Origin of the sequence: Streptococcus sp. 29896 (assembly GCF_032594915.1) — a bacterium.
In the GTDB taxonomy this organism is placed as follows: Bacteria; Bacillota; Bacilli; order Lactobacillales; family Streptococcaceae; genus Streptococcus; species Streptococcus suivaginalis.
On the sequence record NZ_CP118733.1, the window covers coordinates 289,829 to 308,722 of the forward strand.

The window sequence follows — 18,894 nt, forward strand, 5'->3', positions numbered from 1 at the left end:
TTATGTTAAACTTGTTCTTGTGGTTGATACAAGTTCAAAGAGAGGATTTCCATGGATACCAAATTTTCAGTAGCATTGCATATCTTGACCATGATTAGCGAGAGTAGTGACGTCATGACGTCGCAGGCCTTGGCAACCAGCGTCGGTACCAATGCCAGTTATATCCGCAAGGTCATCGCTCTCTTGAAGAATGCAGGCATCATCCAGTCCCAGCAGGGCAAGGCTGGCTATGAGTTGAGCAAGGATCCGGCGGACATCAGTCTCCTGGACATCTACTATGCCACCCAGGAAGTCACGCATATCCAGCTCTTTCAGCAGCACCAACACGCCAATCAAGCCTGCCCAGTTGGTCGGCACATTGCAGGAGCTGTCCAGCCAATCTTTGCGACCATTGAGCAGGATTTACAGGATAGATTATCCCAAGAAAGCTTGGGCCAGGTCATTGCCAACTTGTATCAAGAGGCAAAAAAAACCAACTGACTTTCACAAGTCAGTTTCTATTTCGTCCAACTTAGACTTGTATCAAATACAAGTTGTTTAAAAAGGAGTAAACCATGAAAGCAGCACAACATACATTTTATAACAAAAACAATATCGTACTTAACCTAACTGACATTGCTAAACCGAACATCAAGGCAGACCAGGTCCTTGTCAAAGTGACCGCAGCAGGTGTCAATCCTCTGGACAACATGATTTCTCGTGGAGATGTCAAGATGATCGTCCCTTACAAATTGCCACAAACAGCGGGAAATGAGCTCGTTGGCTTGGTCGAAGAAGTCGGCTCAAGCGTGACTAATTTTGCAGTTGGTGACCGTGTCTTTGGTCGTCTTCCCCTCGACAATATCGGTGCCTTTGCCGAGTATGTAGCAGTTGAGGCTATAGCCCTTGCCAAAGTTCCTGCCTATCTGACAGATGTGGAAGCGGCAGCTGTTCCTCTGACTGCCCTGACCATTATGCAGGCATTGGACCTCATGGGTGCAGAGGCTGGCAAGACCATTTTCATCTCAGGTGGTACTGGTGGTGTCGGCGGGATGGCCATTCCCATTGCTAAAGCCAAGGGCTTGACGGTCATTACCAACGGTGATGGGGCAAATGCAGAGCGGGTATTGGCGCTGGGTGCTGACCAGTTTATCGACTACAAGACAGAAGATTACACCAAAACCCTCTCCCAAATCGACTATGTCCTGGACACACTTGGCGGTGCAGAAACCGAAAAACAAATGTCTATCATGAAAAAAGGTGGTCACCTGGTTTCCCTCCGTGCCATGCCAAACGGTGAATTTGCCAAACGCATGAACCTACCAAAATGGAAACAACTCCTGCTTGGTTTGGTCGGTCGTAAGTTTGATAAAATGGCTGACAGCTATGGAGTACACTACCATTTCATCTTCGTAGAAAGCAATGGTCAACAGTTACAAGAAGTAGCAGATATTTTCAGCAAACTAGAAATCAAACCGTCTGTCGACACCGTTTATCCATTTGAAGAAGTCAACGCAGCCTTGGACAAGGTAGCCAACGGTCGCTCGCGTGGAAAAACTGTCCTCAGTTTTGAATAGTAGGAGTACTTATGTCTTATATCACAACTAAAAATCAATACATTACTGTCGCTGGCAATCAGATTGCCTACCGTGAACTAGGTAAGGGTAAGTCTAAGCTACCCTTGGTCATGTTGGTCCACTTGGCCGCAACTTTGGACAACTGGGATCCCAAATTGCTAGACTTACTGGCTGAAAAAGAGCACATCATCGTCCTTGATTTGCCTGGCGTCGGAGCCAGTCAAGGCAAGGTAGCTCCTTCGATTCCAGGAATGGCAGAGCAGGCTCATGCTATTATCAAGGCCTTGGGGCATACGAAAATTAACCTGCTCGGTCTTTCTATGGGTGGTTTTATCGCCCAAGAAATCGTTCGTCTTGATAGCCAAATGGTTAACCGCTTGATTCTAGCAGGAACAGGTCCTCGTGGCGGTGTAGAAGTGGATAAGGTGACAGGAAAAACCTTCCGCTATATGCTGAAGGCTGGTCTGGAGCGTGTGGATCCAAAACGCTACATCTTCTACAACCACGATGAAGCAGGTCGACTGGAAGCTGAAAAAGTTTTGGGTCGTATGGGAGAAAGAAAAGCCGAGTATGCAGACAAGGAGATGAATGTCCCAGGATTTTTAACACAGCTGAAGGCTATCAAACGTTGGGGGAGAGATCCTCAAGAAGATATGGCTTTTATCATGCAACCAACGCTGATCGTCAACGGTGACAAGGATATGCAAGTTCCGACTGAGAACTCTTATATCATGCATGAGAAAATCAAAAACAGCCAACTGATTATCTATCCAAATGCGGGTCACGGGTCAATCTTCCAATACGCAGAAGAGTTTTCAAAAGCCTCGATTGCATTTTTGGAGGAATAGTCCCTATTACTCTTGCATATACAAGGCCTGCAAAGTCCCCAAAATCACCTTAGCCTGCTCTTGAAAGAGTTGATTGAGTTACTTGTCTTCCTTATCTTTTGTCTGTATAATAATCTAAAACGAAAGGAAATCAAATGAATATCAAGGATTTTTACTGGGTGCGAGAGCCAGAAAACTACCAGATTTCAGATAAGGAAATCAGAATCACAACCCAAGCACACACGGACTTGTGGCAGAAGACCTATTACCATTTTGTCAATGACAATGCTCCCCTGCTCTTGATGGATACGGAGGAAGAGTATTTTTCCTTCACTGTTAAGACAGATTTTTCCAATAGTCATACCCGCTTTGACCAGTGTGGTGTCGTGGTCTATCAGGATTCGGAAAACTGGATTAAGGGCTCGATTGAGTATGAAAATGAAGACTTTCAGCACTTGGGCAGTGTCGTGACCAATCACGGTTTTTCAGACTGGGCAACTCAGGAGATACCTGCTTCTGTCAATTCTATCTATTACCGTTTGAGCCGACGGGGTAGTGATTTCTGCATTGAAAACTCTAAAGATGGTGTCCATTTTGAGCAGATGCGGATTTGCCACTTACATGAAGGCGGTGGAAAAATCCATTTTGGAATCTATGCCTGCTCGCCAGAAAATTCTTCGTTTGAAGCGGTCTTTTCGGAAATGACCTTGACTGACTGCAAGTGGCTGGCCCACGACGGACAACAACCAGATTAGAAGATTAGCTTCCAGCTCTGCCATTTCCCGAAAGTCCATTATAAAATCGTTGAAATCCTTGTCATTTGTGGTATAATGAAGAGTATGCAATAAAATTTTAAGGAGAATGACAGAATGTCTGTATCATTTGAAGCAAAAGAAACAAACCGCGGCGTTTTGACTTTCACAATCGGTCAAGATGCAATCAAACCAGAATTGGACCGCGTTTTCAACAAAGTTAAGAAAGATATCAATCTTCCAGGTTTCCGTAAAGGTCACTTGCCACGTGCCGTTTTCAACCAAAAATTTGGTGAAGAAGCACTTTACCAAGATGTAGTAAATGCTCTCTTGCCAGCAGCTTATGAAGCAGCTGTTGCTGAAGCAGGTCTTGAAGTTGTTGCACAACCAAAAATCGACGTTGTATCTATGGAAAAAGGCCAAGACTGGACAATCACTGCTGAAGTTGTGACAAAACCTGAAGTAAAATTGGGTGACTACAAAAACTTGGCAGTTTCAGTAGAAGCGACTAAAGAAGTATCTGACGAAGAAGTAGATGCAAAAATCGAAGCTGCACGCAACAACTTGGCTGAATTGGTTATCAAAGAAGGCCCAGCAGCTGAAGGCGACACAGTTGTTATCGACTTTGTAGGTTCAATCGACGGCGTTGAATTTGACGGCGGTAAAGGCGAGAACTTCTCACTTGGACTTGGTTCAGGTCAATTCATCCCAGGTTTCGAAGCTCAATTGGTAGGCCACGCAGCTGGTGAAGAAGTAAACGTTGAAGTGACTTTCCCAGAAGACTACCAAGCAGCTGACCTTGCTGGTAAACCAGCCCTCTTCGTGACAAAAATCCACGAAGTAAAAGCAAAAGAAGTTCCAGCTTTGGATGACGAATTGGCAAAGGACATCGACGAAGAAGTAGAAACACTTGATGAGTTGAAAGCTAAGTACCGTAAAGAATTGGAAGCAGCAAAAGAAGTTGCCTTTGACGATGCAGTTGAATCAGCAGCTCTTGAATTGGCTGTAGAAAACGCTGAAATCGTTGAATTGCCAGAAGAAATGATCCACGAAGAAGTTCACCGTGCAATCAACGAATTCTTGGGTGGTATGCAACAACAAGGTATCTCACCAGATATGTACTTCCAAATCACTGGTACAACTCGTGAAGACCTTCATAAACAATACGAAGCAGATGCTGAAAAACGCACTAAGACAAACTTGGTTGTTGAAGCAGTAGCGAAAGCAGAAGGTTTCGAAGCAACTGACGCTGAAATCGAAAAAGAAATCGAAGACTTGGCAGCGACTTACAAGATGGAAGTAGCACAAGTTCGTAGCTTGCTTTCACCAGAAATGCTTAAACACGACATCGCTGTGAAGAAAGCCGTAGAAGTGATCACAAGCACTGCAACTGTAAAATAATAAATTAGGAAGCCAGTTTCGACTGGTTTCTTTTTTGTACTTTTTTGCTATTTTTTTCACGATAAACTTGACTGGTTAATTATTTTATGGTATAAACTTAACTAGTTAATCATTTAAAGGAGGAACTATGAAAAAGAAATTGTTTAGCTTTCTCTGTTTGGCTTTGACCTGTTTGTTGGCGGCTTGCCAGCTTCAGCCCATGCCGGAAGAGAAGGAGGGATTGACCATTGTCACAAGTTTTTACCCGATTTATTCAATGGTCAAATCTGTTTCAGGCCAGCGCAATCAGGTGCGAATGATCGGTTCGCGGTCGGGTATTCATTCCTATGAGCCGTCTGCTGGCGATGTTCGTGCGATTTATGATGCAGATGTTTTTATTTATCACTCGGGAGTTTTAGAATCCTGGGCTAAGCGTTTGGACCCCAATTTACAAGGGTCTTCAGTGGAGGTTTTAGAAGCATCGACCAAGCTAGAGTTGATGCGAGTTCCTGGTTTGGAAGAGGTAGAAGTGGCAGAAGGCCAGGATCCGGCTAGTCTCTATGACCCCCATACCTGGCTAGATCCTCTCTTAGTTGCTGACGAAGCTAGAGAAATCGCCAAGCTCCTAGGTGAGCAAGATCCAGACCATGCTCAGGAATACCATGAGAATGCAGAAGCATTTGCCAAGGAAGCAGAACAACTCTATCAGACCTATAAGCCAATCTTCGAGAAAGTTTCTTCCAAGACCTTTGTGACTCAGCATACAGCTTTTTCTTACCTGGCTCATCGTTTTGGCTTAACTCAGCTGGGAATTGCAGGGGTTTCTGAAGAAGAGCCGAGCCCCAAACGGCTAGCAGAAATCAAAGAGTTTGTGGAAGATTATCAGGTGAGGACCATTTTTGTAGAAAAAGGGGTGTCCGATAAGATGGCGCAAACCCTTGCTAAAGAAACAGGTGTAGAGCTGAAGGTCTTGGACCCCTTAGAGGCAGACCCAGAAAATGCAGCTACCTATTTAGATAATTTAAAAGTGGTGCTTGACACCTTAGCGAAAGAATTAAAGTAGATTGGAGAAAGTATGAAAAAGAAATGGATTCAGTTGGTACTTCCAGCAACGGTTGGTGCAGGTTTGTGTGGCTATTTTTTAGGCCAATACCAAGCAAACTTAAGTACACAACATCAAATCGCCTATGTTGAGTCAGAGTCGCAAGAAGGTGCAGTGGTTACAGAAACCAAGACTCCTGATCAGGTCTCCGCAGAAGAAGGGATTGATGCGGAACAGATTATTGTAAAAATCACGGATCAAGGCTATGTCACATCGCACGGAGACCACTTCCATTATTACAATGGTAAGGTTCCTTTCGATTCTATTTTTAGTGAAGAATTGTTGATGCTTGACCCGACCTATGTTTTGGACCAAAGCCACATCGTTAACGAAGTGAAAAATGGCTATGTTATCAAGGTAGATGGCAAGTATTATGTCTATTTGACCGATCCAAGCAAGCGTGATAACATTCGTACCAAGGAGGAGATTGCTAGTCAGCAGGAAATTACTGGGAAAAAAGCAGAGCAGGGACGGGCGGCTAGTCAAGGAAAGACAGGTCCCTATACTACAGACGATGGCTATGTTTTCAATCCAAATGACGTCATCGAAGATACGGGAGATGGCTATATTGTTCCCCATGGCAGTCACTTCCACTTTATTCCCAAAAAAGATTTGTCGCCAGATGAACTCAAGGCAGCACAGGCTGTTTGGGCAGGGAAATCTGGACAAGGGAGTCAGTCTAGCTCAACTGCGGCAAGAAGACAAGAAGTAGCTGCTATTGGAGCAGGTCAAGACTTGGCTTCCTTGTTGGCCCAATTGGACCGTACCCCTTTATCTGAGCGTCATGTCGAAGCTGATGGTTTGGTCTTTGATCCAAGAGCTATCAGTAAAAAAACAGCCACCGGTGTAATTGTGCCCCACGGAGATCATTTCCACTTTATTCCTTACAGTCAGATGTCTGCCTTGGAAGAAAAGATTGCCCGAATGATTGGCACAAGTGGTGCAAGTGTCGGCCAGGCAAATGGTGGTACCAGACACCAAGCCACTAGTCATCAGGTTCACTCTAATCCAACACCAAGTCCAATCTTGCCAACTAGTCAAACCAAGCCGACAGGAACTGCCAAGCAACAGACTCGTATGTGGCAGGGACGTCCGATAACTGTTTATGGTAAGGGATTGGATGGCAAAGCCTACTTCACTAGTGATGGTTATCAGTTCAGTAAGGCTTCGATTACCTCTGTTGATGAACATGGTTTGATTGCAAGTCACGGAGACCACTTCCATTATGTTGGCTTTGGTGAATTAGAAGAATTTGAATTGAAGGAAGTTGCAGCATGGTTGGCTGAAAAATCCCAGGTCAATGCTGGCGGTCCTTCGACAACAGCTCCATCAAAACCAGTAACCCCTCCAGCGACTGAGGGACAAGAGAGTCCTGAAAACCGCCCTGAATTTGATAGCCAGGCAGTTTTGCGCAAGGCTAGTCATCAAGGTCGGGTAGGCTATTGGATGGAAGTGGATGGCAAGGCTTATTTCTATGCCCGTCAGGAATTAGATTTGATGAAGATTTCATTTGCAGAATTGCGTCTGATGGAGAAGGATCCATCCTATCTATTTGATGTCAGCCCTGCTAAAGAGGGGGATCTGACACCAGCTCCACTTGTGCCAATCCATAAGCTTCCAATGCGTGGTGGAAATGCCACCTATGATACCGGGGAAGTCTTTGTTATTCCGCATATTGACCACATCCATGTCCTACCATATACCTGGTTGAACAAGGAACAGATTGCGACCATCAAGTACCTCATGCGTCATCCTGAAGTTCGCCCTGCAGCTTGGACCAGCAGCGGTCATAGTCATGATGAAGCCGCGGACCAGTTGGCACCGATTCTCAATGCGACAGCACCAGATAAGAGGGCTGGTTTGAAAAATTGGCAGATTGTCCATACAGCAGAAGAGGTGGGGGCAGCTCGTGCCCAAGGGCGATTTGCGACAGCTGATGGCTATATCTTTGCGGCTGAGGATGTATTGGATCCTAGAAGTTTTGTCTTCCGTGATGCATTTAGTCTGCCACGTGCAGATGATGACAGCCTGCGTTCAGTGAAAAAGAGCGAGCTCTCCAGTCAGGAATTGGCTGCGGTTCAAGCACTATTAGACAAGCGTGATAGAGATGAGTTGGCCAAACGTGTAACACCGCAAGAGCAACGGAAAGGATTGAAGAATTGGCAGATTGTCCACAGTTATGAGGAAATTGAAGCTGCCAAGGCGGCTGGTAAATTTACGACCAAGGATGGATACATTTTTGATCCACAAGATGTTGTCGATCCAAAAACCAAGGTTTCTCAAACGGCCTTCCGCATCCCAAGACCAGACGGTTCAGGTTTCTACCGGGTGGAAAAAGCTGCGCTCAATCCGCAAACGGAATTGGCACCAGCAGAAGCCTTGCTAGCGGCAACTCAACCAGCACCTGCCCAGTCTGCAAAACCTACAGAATCAACAACTCAGCCAAGCACTTCTTCGATTATTGCAACGCCTGCCCAACGCTTCACTCCTGAGGAAACAAGGGAGGAAAGCGGTACGCCAACAAGCAATCAAGCGCAAGAATCCAAGAGTGAGACTACTCCATCAAGTACATCACCATCGGATACTGAGCCAGTTGCTAAACCGGCAAGCGAAGAGGCAGCTAGCGAACCGGCAGTAGCTGATGAACCAGTTCCAGTCCTGATAGATTCAACTGAAAGCAAGCCAGAGAAGGCAGTAGACTCTGTCTCAGAATAAAAAAACACAGCTTTTGCACTCCCTGAAATGGTTAGCAGGCACTGCCGACCATTTTGAAAGGGAGGCAGAAGCTATTTTTTATAAAAGGAAGAATAAACAGAATTATCTATATTTTTTAAAAAATCAGAAAATTCTCTTGTAAAGTTGAGAAAAATCTTTTAATATATAGTTGTATATCCATACAAATTTATAAAGGAGGTTATGAAAATATGGATCTATTCAAGCGAATAGGAAAAGGATTGATGGGCGGTAGTCTGAGTATCATTCTCTTGCTAACTGCTTTTGTTGGTCCAACTATTTCAGCTGAAACTAGCTCAAGCGTGGACGAGTCGCTTCTGTCTTCGGAGGTAAGTAGCAATGCTGACCTTTCTACAGATAACTCTGTAACCGCTATCACGTCTTCGCTAGAAGCGGAAGTTACGGTAACAACAACGGAGTTGTCGGACCAGACAGAGCAAGCTCCCCCTCTCCTATCTAGCGAGCCACTTGCGGCAGGTGAGTCGGCAGAGGATTCTAGTTTGGTAGAGGCTGTCCCTGTTCCAAGCCCTGTGACTTCTGAAGAAGGGTTTGTTCCGAATGCGGGAACGAGTCAGACAAGGGTAGAGGTTCTTTCTGAAGAAAGCAATGCGCTGATTGAAGCACCAACTGTTTGGGAGACAGGAAATAAGGGAGAAGGCATGGTGATTGCCATTGTCGATTCTGGAATCGATGTCACTCACGATGCTTACAGCTTAATAGATATTTCGACAGCTAAGTATAAAAATGAAGCTGAAATTGAAGCTGTTAAGGCTGCAAATGGCATTAGCTACGGCCAATGGTACAATGAAAAAATTGTCTTCGCCTATAACTACCTTGATTTGAATACAGAAGTCAAGGAAGAAAAAGAAGCAACCCACGGAGGACACGTTGCAGGGATTGCAGCGGGAAATCCGACTCAAGAAGACAGTATTGGGCAAAAGATTGTTGGCGTGGCACCAGAGGCTCAATTGATGTTCATGCGGGTCTTCTCGGACAAATTCGGTAGTGGGACCCAGCCCTATCTTTATATTCGAGCTATAGAAGATGCGGTCAAACTTGGTGCAGATGTGATTAACCTGAGTTTGGGTTCGGCAGCTGGCTCTTTGATTGATGCTAGCGTAGCTTTGAACCAAGCTATTGAAGATGCCAAAAAACGTGGAGTATCAGTGGTTATTGCTGCAGGGAATGACCGGGTTTGGGGAGACGGCCAGGGCAATCCTTTGGTGGAAAATCCTGATTATGGCTTGGTTGCCTCGCCAGCGGCTGCGCGTGATAGCATTGCCGTTGCTTCCTTCAACAATAGCCATGTCATCAAGGATGTTTTCCAAATTTTAGGGATGGAAAATGATGCTCGCTTCAATAATGGGAAAGGGACCTATACACAACCGAGTGGGCTTGCCAAAGATTTCGAAGTTGGAAAAACCTATGATTATGTCTATGTCGGTTTGGGGCGTCCAGAGGATTTTACAGACAAGGATGTGGCTGGAAAGATTGCTCTGATTGAGCGGGGGATTATTTCTTTTGATGCCAAAATCACAGAAGCTGTGAATAAGGGAGCTGTTGGTGCAGTTATCTTTAATAATGTAGAGACCGGTGATGACTTGTCTATGGCTGTCACCACTCGTGTGTCTAAGTCAATTCCATCCATCTTCATTCCAAAAGCATTAGGACAGGAATTGGCAGCTCAGTCAGGAACAGGTCGTTATCAGCTGGTTTTTGATAAAAAACGTGCCAACCTCCCAAACCCAGATGCTGACCAATTATCTGAATTTACAAGCTGGGGATTAACGACCGATGGTGAATTGAAGCCGGATTTGACAGCTCCTGGTGGTGCTATCTATTCTAGTATCAACGACGGCAAGTATGCCAGCATGAACGGTACTTCCATGGCAGCGCCACATGTGGCTGGAGCTATTGCTTTACTGAAAAAAGGCTTGATGGAGAAGTACCCTGATTTGCAAGGGGAAGCTCTCCAGGAACGCATCAAGCAAGTATTGATGGCGACGGCTCGCCCTCATTTTGACGAGAAAAGCCAGGCCTATGTTTCTCCTCGTCAACAGGGAGCGGGTTTGATCCATGTCGCGGCAGCACTCGATAGTTCCCTCTACTTACTTGGTAAGGATGCTTACCCAAGTATCTCTCTGGGGAATGTCGGAGATATTTTTGAGTTTGATGTTACCGTCTTCAATACGAGCCAAGAAGAAAAGGTACTTTACTACGTTAGCCATCTGAATACGGATGCCGTAGTAGATGGTCGTTTTGCCTTGACACCACGTGAGTTGGCACGAGTGGAAGGACAGGAAATCCGTGTGGCGGCTGGATCTAGTCAGATTGTTCGGATCCGACTAGACGCGTCAGCTTTTGCTGAAGAATTAGCCAAGCTGATGCCGAACGGCTACTATCTAGAAGGGTTCGTACGCTTTCAAGATGCCGTTGACAAACTGGATTTGGTTAGCATTCCTTTTGTCGGTTTCCGTGGTCAATTCCAAAACCTTGCGGTTCTAGAGAAATCAATTTACGATATGGCTGAAGGAGAAAAGCCTTTCTATTCAGAAAAAGACTTTACACCGTCAGGGCACTTGGCTGTTGATGAGAAAAATTTCTTTACAGGCTTATTGACCGGGAAAGCTGAGTTTAACCATGAAACAGGCGAACATGGCATCCAATCACCGATTATTCTTGGAACGTTTGAAAATGCCAAAGGAGAATTCTTGCTCCAAAGAGACCAAGCCGGACAACCAATTCTAGCTCTTTCTCCAAATGGAGATGGCAATAGAGACGCAGTTGTTTTCCGGGGTGTTTTTCTGCGTAACTTCCGCAATCTGCATGTTCAGGTCTTTGCTGCAGCAGATACTGAGCGTCAGGAAATCTTATGGCAGGGTGCGGCAGTTAGTGGTCCGAAAAATTACTATGCCGGCCGAGCAACCAACCCTCGTGCACACTTGATTGAAACTTCAGCCTGGGAAGGAAAAGACAGCCTAGGTCAGGATTTGCCAGACGGGCTCTACCAATATGTTGTTCGCTATCTTCCGGAGACGGCGGGTGCCCAGATGCAAGAGATGGTTTATCAGATTGAACTTAATCGTGTGCGACCAGCTATTACAACAGGAATCTTAGATCTGGAAAACTTGACCTTTAAGCCACGAGACCCGCTTGCCTATGGCATGCCTATCTATCGTGCTCGGGTGTATTATGTTATCCATACCAAGGATGAAAATGGAAATCCAGTTGAAATCTTGAACCCAGACAATATTGGGCCAACCGGACGACCCTTACGTGAAGTTTTGACCCAGCCAAAACGGGTTTATGTAGAACCAGATGAAAATGGGTTTTATCACCTGCCAGAAATTGATATTCTGGACCGTCCTTTAGATATCAGCAATTTCTTCTACGCTGTTGAAGATCAAGCAGGAAATGTCATCAGTGCCAACTTGGTAGAATTTGCAGATTTGCCTCAGAACCATGGTATTGTAGTAGTGCAAGTGATTGATGATGCAACTGACCAAGAATTGCCGATTGGCTATAACTATCGTATTTTTAACCATGAAGGTGTCGAACTAACAGAGTTAAACAAACCAGGAGGCCCTTTTAGTAACTTGCAGCTCTTGCCATTTGGAGACTATACTGTTGAATTGCTCTTGATGGACAAGGATGTGGCCCGCTTGATTGATGGTGAAATTCTACGCAAATCTTTTACAGTGTCAGAAGAAAACAGCTTGGTTGGTGTGTCTTTCCGAGTGGAAGCGATTGGCCGCTATCCTGTATTGGCAAGCTTTGCAGGTGTGGCGCCAGAAGGAACAATGATCTACTTGGTTGATGCCAGGGGACAGCGAGTGGAGTTGACACGTGCCCGCTATGCGCTGGAGAGTTTTGAACGCCTGATTCGCCAGGGGCAATACAAGCTTGAAGTTCAGTTGCCAGATGGCTATTTTGTCTTGGATTTACCAGCGTCTTACTCGGTTCAAGCAAGCGCGCGTAACTTGCTGGACTTAACCTTAGCAGCTAAAGGTAGCATGGAATCGTTAGGTCAGGCCTTGTTGAATCCAGCTAGTCAACTACCAAGTTTCGATTTGGCGGCAGATACGGATGGCGACGGATTTAGCAACCAAGTTGAGCTATTAGCAGGCTCAAATTATGCAGATATGACCTCTGTACCAGATGTGACAGCCAAAGGTGATAGTGTAACCTATGAATTACCACCAGGAGACCTCAGTCTTTCAGGGGCAGCAGTTTATGCGTCTGTTCCTCCAAGTTTCGATTTGGCGGCAGATACAGATGGCGATAGCTTTAGCAACCAAGTTGAGCTATTAGCGGGCTCAAACTATGCAGATGTGACCTCTGTACCAGATGTGACAGCCAAAGGTGATAGTGTAACCCATGAATTACCACTAGGGGACCTCAGTCTTTCAGGAGCAGCAGTTTATGCGTCTGTTCCTCCAAGTTTCGATTTGGCGACAGATACAGATGGCGATGGCTTTAGCAACCAAGTTGAGTTATTAGCAGGCTCAAACTATGCAGATGCGTTCTCTGTGCCAGATGTAACGGCTAAAGGTCAAGCGGCTTACCAAGTTCTGCCACTTGCTCCCCTGCCGATCATTGCAGAAAGAGCGAACGCGAATCTGGTAACAAAATCACTCGAAAATCCATCACTTTTGAGTCGACCAGTAGGTGAGAAAAAGGTGCAAACAGTTTGGGGCAATTCTCTGTCTGCTGCTGCCAAAGCCTCTGCAAGCAGTCTGCCACAAACAGCAAGCCAAGAGCAAAGCATTTTATACTGGCTGGCAGCATTCCTTGTGGTAGTAAGTCTCCACAGTTTGAAAAGAAAAGAAGTTGGGTAATCCCAACAAGAAGGTCTAGTTTGGCAGAGCCAACTGGACTTTTCTTTTCTGAAAAAAGCGGACTAATCTTTGACTAATTAGCAGTTTTAGCGTAAAATAGAAAGGAAAGACAAAAAAGGAGAAGAGCCTTGGAATTAAACGTATTTGCAGGACAAGAAAAAAGTGAACTTTCCATGATTGAAGTGGCGCGTGCTATTTTGGAAGAACGTGGCCGTGACAATGAAATGTACTTCAATGATTTGGTTAATGAAATTCAAAACTACCTTGAAAAATCAAACAGCGAAATTCGTGCAGCCCTACCAACTTTCTATTCAGATTTGAATGTGGATGGCAGTTTTATTCCGCTAGGAGAAAACAAATGGGGCCTTCGTTCATGGTATGCAATCGATGAAATCGATGAAGAAGTCATCACCCTTGAAGAAGACGACGAGGATGCACCAAAACGGAAGAAAAAACGTGTCAATGCCTTCATGGATGGTGATGAAGATGCCATCGACTACGGCCATGATGATCCAGAAGATGAAGATGGCTATGACTCTGGTTCTGATTCAAGTTATGATGATGAAAATCCAGACGATGAAAAAGACGAAGTTGAGTCATACGATTCAGAAATCAATGAAATCATTACAGATGATGATTTGGTTGACGAAGAAGTTGATTTGAACGAAGAAGACGATGAGTTTTCAGAAGACGAGGAAGTCATCGACGAAGTATAGATTTGTCATTGACAAGCCTCTGGTTTTACGATAAGATAATATCGGGCACCTCTTTTGAGGTCGGAGCTCCCTAGTCGATAGGGAGCTATTTTTGTTTTTTCTTCAAGATTGTTAAAAAACACCCCGTCATTAAGAAGACAGCAGAGGAGGAGTTTGCATGACAAAATATATTTTTGTAACAGGTGGCGTTGTGTCATCGATTGGGAAGGGGATTGTGGCAGCAAGTTTGGGCCGCCTCTTGAAAAACAGAGGATTGAAAGTTACCATCCAAAAATTTGATCCCTACATCAACATTGACCCAGGAACTATGAGCCCTTACCAACACGGGGAAGTATTTGTGACAGATGATGGTGCAGAAACAGACTTGGATCTTGGTCACTATGAGCGATTCATCGACGTCAACCTCAACAAGTATTCAAACGTCACAACTGGTAAAATTTACAGCGAAGTCCTTCGCAAAGAACGTAAGGGAGAGTACCTAGGAGCAACGGTTCAGGTGATTCCACACATTACAGATGCTTTGAAAGACAAAATCAAGCGTGCAGCTCGTACTACAGATGCAGATGTCATCATCACGGAAGTGGGTGGTACAGTAGGTGATATTGAAAGCTTGCCATTCCTTGAAGCCCTTCGTCAGATGAAGGCAGATGTCGGTTCAGACAATGTTATGTATATCCACACCACCCTCTTGCCTTATCTCAAGGCGGCAGGAGAAATGAAGACCAAGCCGACCCAGCATTCGGTTAAAGAACTGCGTGGACTCGGAATCCAGCCAAACATGTTGGTAATTCGAACAGAGCAACCTGCTGGACAAGGAATTAAAAATAAACTAGCACAGTTCTGTGATGTGGCACCAGAAGCGGTCATTGAGTCCTTGGATGTCGAACATCTTTACCAAATCCCATTAAATATGCAGGCGCAGAACATGGATCAAATTGTTTGCGATCACTTGAAGCTCGACGTACCTCCAGCAGATATGACAGAGTGGACAGCGATGGTAGACAAGGTTCTTAATCTCCAGAAAAAAGTAAAAATCGCTTTAGTTGGTAAGTATGTAGAATTACAAGATGCCTACATTTCAGTTGTAGAAGCCTTGAAACACTCTGGCTATGCCAACGATGCTGCGATTGAGTTGGATTGGGTCAATGCCAACGATCTGACAGCAGAAAATGTAGCTGATCGACTTGGACAAGCCCAAGGGATTATCGTACCTGGTGGCTTTGGTCAACGCGGTACAGAAGGAAAAATTCAAGCCATTCGCTATGCGCGTGAGAATGATGTGCCTATGTTAGGGGTCTGCTTGGGCATGCAGTTGACCTGTGTGGAATTTGCTCGCCATGTCCTTGGATTAGAAGGAGCCAATAGTTTTGAGCTGGATCCAGAAACCAAATATCCGATTATCGATATCATGCGCGATCAAATTGGAGTAGAAGACCTTGGCGGAACGCTCCGTCTGGGACTCTATCCAAGTAAGCTCAAACGTGGTTCAAAGGCTGCTGCAGCCTATGATAATCAAGAAGTTGTTCAACGTCGTCACCGCCACCGTTACGAGTTTAACAATGACTTCCGTCAGCAATTTGAACAAGCTGGTTTTGTCTTCTCAGGTGTATCGCCAGACAACCGCTTGGTTGAGATTGTTGAAATTCCTGAGAACAAGTTCTTTGTGGCCTGTCAGTATCACCCAGAACTCCAATCTCGTCCAAATCGTCCGGAAGGACTCTATACAGCTTTTGTCACAGCAGCTGTTGAGAATGGAAGTGAATAAATTAGGAGTGACTGTGTAGACCAGCGCTTTTGAGTAGAGCATCCTTTTAGGGTGCTCATTTTTTATGGGCAAGGCTTGACTAATTGGTGGATTCTGTTAAGCTTTTTAATATGTGCAATGAGTGATCTAGGAAAAGGAGGGAGAAGAGGTGAGGAATCTTCATTTTATCGTGACATTAGTGGCGATTAGCCTGGTAGCAGGATTAAACGTGCTCTTTAACTACCAGATAGCAGGAGTAACAGATAGTTTAACTAGTGGGGATAGAGCTGGTTTTATTGTACAGATTTGGCAGTTGCTTGCGATTTTATGCTTGATGCTGGTGGCAGAGTTTGTTCGTCAAGTCTGCAATCAGCGGTTTTTGAATAGGATTGGCTACAAGATTCAGGCTACTCTAGTCAATCGTTTTTTGCAGGGGCCGAGCTTGCTCAAGCAATCAGAAGTAGCGGCACGAGTTTCGGCTATTCATAATGATAGCGAGATGGTCAAGGAACTCTACTATGATACCCTGTTTTCCCTCTATCAAGGAGTGGTGTCCTTCTTGTTTGCCTGTCTGGCTCTCTTTGGCTTGGATAGTCAGGTATCCATAGCAATCCTGCTTTTGACCTTGGTGCCGATTGGGCTTCCCTACCTTTTTCAAAATAGTAGGCAAAGGGTTCAGGAGGCCATCTCTCAGGAGAAGGCTGCCTATCAGATTCTACTCAATGACCTCCTTTCAGGTCTAGTCATTATCAAAAATGCCGATCGTAGCCAGTATTTTTCTGACAAGACAAATGATCAATACAAACGAATCTATCAACTGGAAGACCGGAAGGCTTTTCTGTCAGCCTTGTTGAATGTCTTATCTGGTTTGTTCTTCTATCTATTGACGGTTCTGATTCTCTGTTTGGGAGGTCAAAGGATTTTGGCAGGGCAAATGACAGTAGGAGCCTTGGTGGCAATTTATAGTATTTCTTTAGAATTGACCATGCCGATTAGCTTAATTGCATCGTCTATTGCGGATATGGCTTCTGTTCGCAATCTACGTGAGCAGCTCTTAAAACAGGAACCAGCTCTGCCTTTTTCCCAAAAAACCAAACACCCCTTCACCTCTCTTCAGGTGCGCAATCTTTCTTTTTCTATAGAAGGAACTCCCCTGTTTTCGGAGTTGAGTCTAAACTTTGAGCCTGGGAAGAAGTATCTGATTCAGGGAGAGAGCGGCGTAGGTAAATCGACCTTAGCCTACCTCCTGATGGGACAGATGGGGCAGGGTGATGAAGGAGTCTATCTGAATGGGCAGCCTTTGAAGGAATTGGGAGAAGAGGTGGCTCAATCTTATCTTGCCTTTCTGCCACAAAAAGTGAAACTTTTTCATGCCAGCATCTGGGAGAATATCAGTTTGGGAAGGGAGGTCGACGAGCAGGAGGTTCTTGTCTTGTTGCAGTTAGTAGGACTGGGACAACGATTTGCTAGTCGTCAGCAGTTAGAAAGCGAGCTCTTTGATGCAGAATCAACTCTTTCAGGTGGGCAACAACAACGCCTGGCCTTGGTACGGACCCTCTTGCTCCACAAACCTGTCTTGCTCCTAGATGAATCTCTTTCAGGTTTAGATGATCGGACCTTTGCCATGGTGGAACAAGCCCTGCTAGACTTGGAGGGGACAACGGTCATTCATATCAGTCACCGCTCGCATTGTGAGGCAGACTATGACCAGAAGGTGGTGCTGGAGAGAAGAAAGTAAAAAAATATGAACTTTTTTTCAAAAAAAGTGTTGACAAGGGTGATACCCCGTGGTATACTTATCTAGTGTTCAGCGGGGATGGCGGAATTGGCAGACGCGCAGGATTAAGGATCCTGTGACCGCTTTAGGTCGTGAGGGTTCAAGTCCCTCTCTCCGCATAGAACTTTCAGACTGGTGTAACCAGTCTTTTTTTTTGTGTCTGAAAGATATGTGAAAATTTTCTCATATGGATACAGTTTCAGCTAGCATTTTTTTGAGAATCGTGTTAAAATAGGAGGGTATGGGGGATGACTCCCAAAAAATATTAGGAGGCTCTTAGAATGCCATTAGTTTCAGCAGAAAAATTTGTCCAAGCAGCTCGTGACAACGGTTATGCAGTTGGTGGATTTAACACAAACAACCTTGAGTGGACTCAAGCTATCTTGCGTGCAGCAGAAGCAAAACAAGCTCCAGTTCTTATCCAAACTTCTATGGGTGCAGCTAAGTACATGGGTGGTTACAAAGTAGCTCGCAACTTGATCGCTAACTTGATCGAGTCAATGAACATCACAGTTCCAGTTGCTATTCACCTTGACCACGGTCACTACGAAGATGCACTTGAGTGTATCGAAGTTGGTTACACTTCTATCATGTTTGACGGTTCACACCTTCCAGTAGAAGAAAACCTTGCAAAAGCAAAAGAAGTTGTAGAATTGGCACACGCTAAAGGTATCTCAGTTGAAGCTGAAGTTGGTACTATCGGTGGTGAAGAAGACGGTATCGTTGGTACTGGTGAATTGGCTCCAATCGAAGACGCAGTAGCAATGGTTGCGACTGGTATTGACTTCTTGGCAGCTGGTATCGGTAACATCCACGGTCCATACCCAGAAAACTGGGAAGGTCTTGACCTTGACCACTTGCGTAAATTGACTGAAGCTGTACCAGGTTTCCCAATCGTATTGCACGGTGGTTCAGGTATTCCAGATGCACAAATCCAAGAAGCAATCAAATTGGGTGTTGCTAAAGTTAACGTTAACACTGAGTGCCAAATCGCATTTGCAAACGCAACTCGTAAGTTTGCGGCGGCTTATGAAGCAAACGAAGCAGAATACGACAAGAAAAAACTCTTTGACCCACGTAAATTCTTGGCTGACGGTGTAAAAGCTATCCAAGCATCTGTTGAAGAGCGTATCGACGTATTTGGTTCAGCGAACAAAGCTTAATTGTTCTGCGAAAAAATCTCTGATTTTGAGCAAATAAAGTTTAATTAAAAGAGGATTTTCGATTGAAAATCCTTTTTTTTGCTGTTTTTTGAAATAGAAATGATTTTTCTGAAAAATCAATCTGATTTCCAATGAAGGGCAGGTCGTCTGAAGAAGGGAATAGTGATACACTTCCAATGATAATCAGATATTGGGCTGGATGTGTGAAAAAAGAAAAATAATTCTTGCCAAGTTCTTTCTTTTCTGTTAGAATAGTATGGTATGTGGTGCTAGCACATCCGTTATATTTGATCAAATGAGGAGGAA

The 18,894-nt window shown here is 44.9% G+C and carries 12 protein-coding genes and 1 tRNA gene; all 13 read left to right on the forward strand.

What is annotated here, in order from left to right; genetic code table 11:
- Positions 1 to 51: 51 nt before the first annotated feature.
- Positions 52 to 480 (forward strand): Rrf2 family transcriptional regulator, encoded by a 429-nt coding sequence (locus PXH68_RS01435; RefSeq protein ID WP_158455805.1) that lies wholly within the window; start codon positions 52 to 54, stop codon positions 478 to 480.
- 74 nt (positions 481 to 554) lie between these two features.
- Entirely contained in the window at positions 555 to 1,556 is a 1,002-nt protein-coding gene (locus tag PXH68_RS01440; protein ID WP_248027266.1) for an NADP-dependent oxidoreductase, read from the forward strand.
- A gap of 11 nt (positions 1,557 to 1,567) precedes the next feature.
- Complete coding sequence (locus PXH68_RS01445; protein WP_248027264.1) at positions 1,568 to 2,404, forward strand: alpha/beta fold hydrolase; 837 nt, start codon at positions 1,568 to 1,570, stop codon at positions 2,402 to 2,404.
- Between the two features lie 134 nt (positions 2,405 to 2,538).
- The gene (locus PXH68_RS01450) at positions 2,539 to 3,138 is read left to right on the forward strand and encodes a DUF1349 domain-containing protein (RefSeq protein ID WP_248027262.1); all 600 of its coding nucleotides are present in this window, start codon (positions 2,539 to 2,541) and stop codon (positions 3,136 to 3,138) included.
- 114 nt (positions 3,139 to 3,252) lie between these two features.
- On the forward strand, positions 3,253 to 4,536 hold the full coding sequence (tig, locus tag PXH68_RS01455) for a trigger factor (RefSeq protein WP_248027260.1): 1,284 nt from the start codon (positions 3,253 to 3,255) through the stop codon (positions 4,534 to 4,536).
- A gap of 127 nt (positions 4,537 to 4,663) precedes the next feature.
- Positions 4,664 to 5,578 (forward strand): metal ABC transporter solute-binding protein, Zn/Mn family, encoded by a 915-nt coding sequence (locus tag PXH68_RS01460; RefSeq protein ID WP_248027258.1) that lies wholly within the window; start codon positions 4,664 to 4,666, stop codon positions 5,576 to 5,578.
- A gap of 12 nt (positions 5,579 to 5,590) precedes the next feature.
- Positions 5,591 to 8,332, forward strand: a complete 2,742-nt coding sequence (locus PXH68_RS09915; protein WP_248027256.1) for a pneumococcal-type histidine triad protein — start codon at positions 5,591 to 5,593, stop codon at positions 8,330 to 8,332.
- 209 nt (positions 8,333 to 8,541) lie between these two features.
- Positions 8,542 to 13,188, forward strand: a complete 4,647-nt coding sequence (locus PXH68_RS01470) for a S8 family serine peptidase (protein WP_316715727.1) — start codon at positions 8,542 to 8,544, stop codon at positions 13,186 to 13,188.
- A gap of 128 nt (positions 13,189 to 13,316) precedes the next feature.
- Positions 13,317 to 13,904 carry a DNA-directed RNA polymerase subunit delta gene (rpoE, locus tag PXH68_RS01475; protein ID WP_158455787.1) on the forward strand — a complete coding sequence of 196 codons (588 nt, stop codon included), beginning with the start codon at positions 13,317 to 13,319 and terminating at the stop codon, positions 13,902 to 13,904.
- 157 nt (positions 13,905 to 14,061) lie between these two features.
- Positions 14,062 to 15,669, forward strand: a complete 1,608-nt coding sequence (locus tag PXH68_RS01480) for a CTP synthase (protein ID WP_248027254.1) — start codon at positions 14,062 to 14,064, stop codon at positions 15,667 to 15,669.
- A gap of 148 nt (positions 15,670 to 15,817) precedes the next feature.
- A complete protein-coding gene (locus PXH68_RS01485) occupies positions 15,818 to 17,386 on the forward strand; it encodes an ATP-binding cassette domain-containing protein (RefSeq protein ID WP_248027253.1) in 1,569 nt (522 codons plus the stop codon).
- A 72-nt stretch (positions 17,387 to 17,458) separates the two neighbouring features.
- Positions 17,459 to 17,544 (forward strand) — tRNA-Leu (locus PXH68_RS01490).
- A 162-nt stretch (positions 17,545 to 17,706) separates the two neighbouring features.
- Positions 17,707 to 18,588: a class II fructose-bisphosphate aldolase gene (locus PXH68_RS01495; protein ID WP_105111306.1), complete on the forward strand. Its 882-nt coding sequence runs from the start codon at positions 17,707 to 17,709 to the stop codon at positions 18,586 to 18,588.
- The last annotated feature ends 306 nt before the right edge of the window (positions 18,589 to 18,894 follow it).

Coding starts and splice junctions, on each gene's coding strand:
- PXH68_RS01435 (WP_158455805.1), top strand. CDS start 52: ATGGATACCAAATTTTCAGTAGCATTGCATATCTTGACCATGATTAGC.
- PXH68_RS01440 (WP_248027266.1), top strand. CDS start 555: ATGAAAGCAGCACAACATACATTTTATAACAAAAACAATATCGTACTT.
- PXH68_RS01445 (WP_248027264.1), top strand. CDS start 1,568: ATGTCTTATATCACAACTAAAAATCAATACATTACTGTCGCTGGCAAT.
- PXH68_RS01450 (WP_248027262.1), top strand. CDS start 2,539: ATGAATATCAAGGATTTTTACTGGGTGCGAGAGCCAGAAAACTACCAG.
- tig (WP_248027260.1), top strand. CDS start 3,253: ATGTCTGTATCATTTGAAGCAAAAGAAACAAACCGCGGCGTTTTGACT.
- PXH68_RS01460 (WP_248027258.1), top strand. CDS start 4,664: ATGAAAAAGAAATTGTTTAGCTTTCTCTGTTTGGCTTTGACCTGTTTG.
- PXH68_RS09915 (WP_248027256.1), top strand. CDS start 5,591: ATGAAAAAGAAATGGATTCAGTTGGTACTTCCAGCAACGGTTGGTGCA.
- PXH68_RS01470 (WP_316715727.1), top strand. CDS start 8,542: ATGGATCTATTCAAGCGAATAGGAAAAGGATTGATGGGCGGTAGTCTG.
- PXH68_RS01480 (WP_248027254.1), top strand. CDS start 14,062: ATGACAAAATATATTTTTGTAACAGGTGGCGTTGTGTCATCGATTGGG.
- PXH68_RS01495 (WP_105111306.1), top strand. CDS start 17,707: ATGCCATTAGTTTCAGCAGAAAAATTTGTCCAAGCAGCTCGTGACAAC.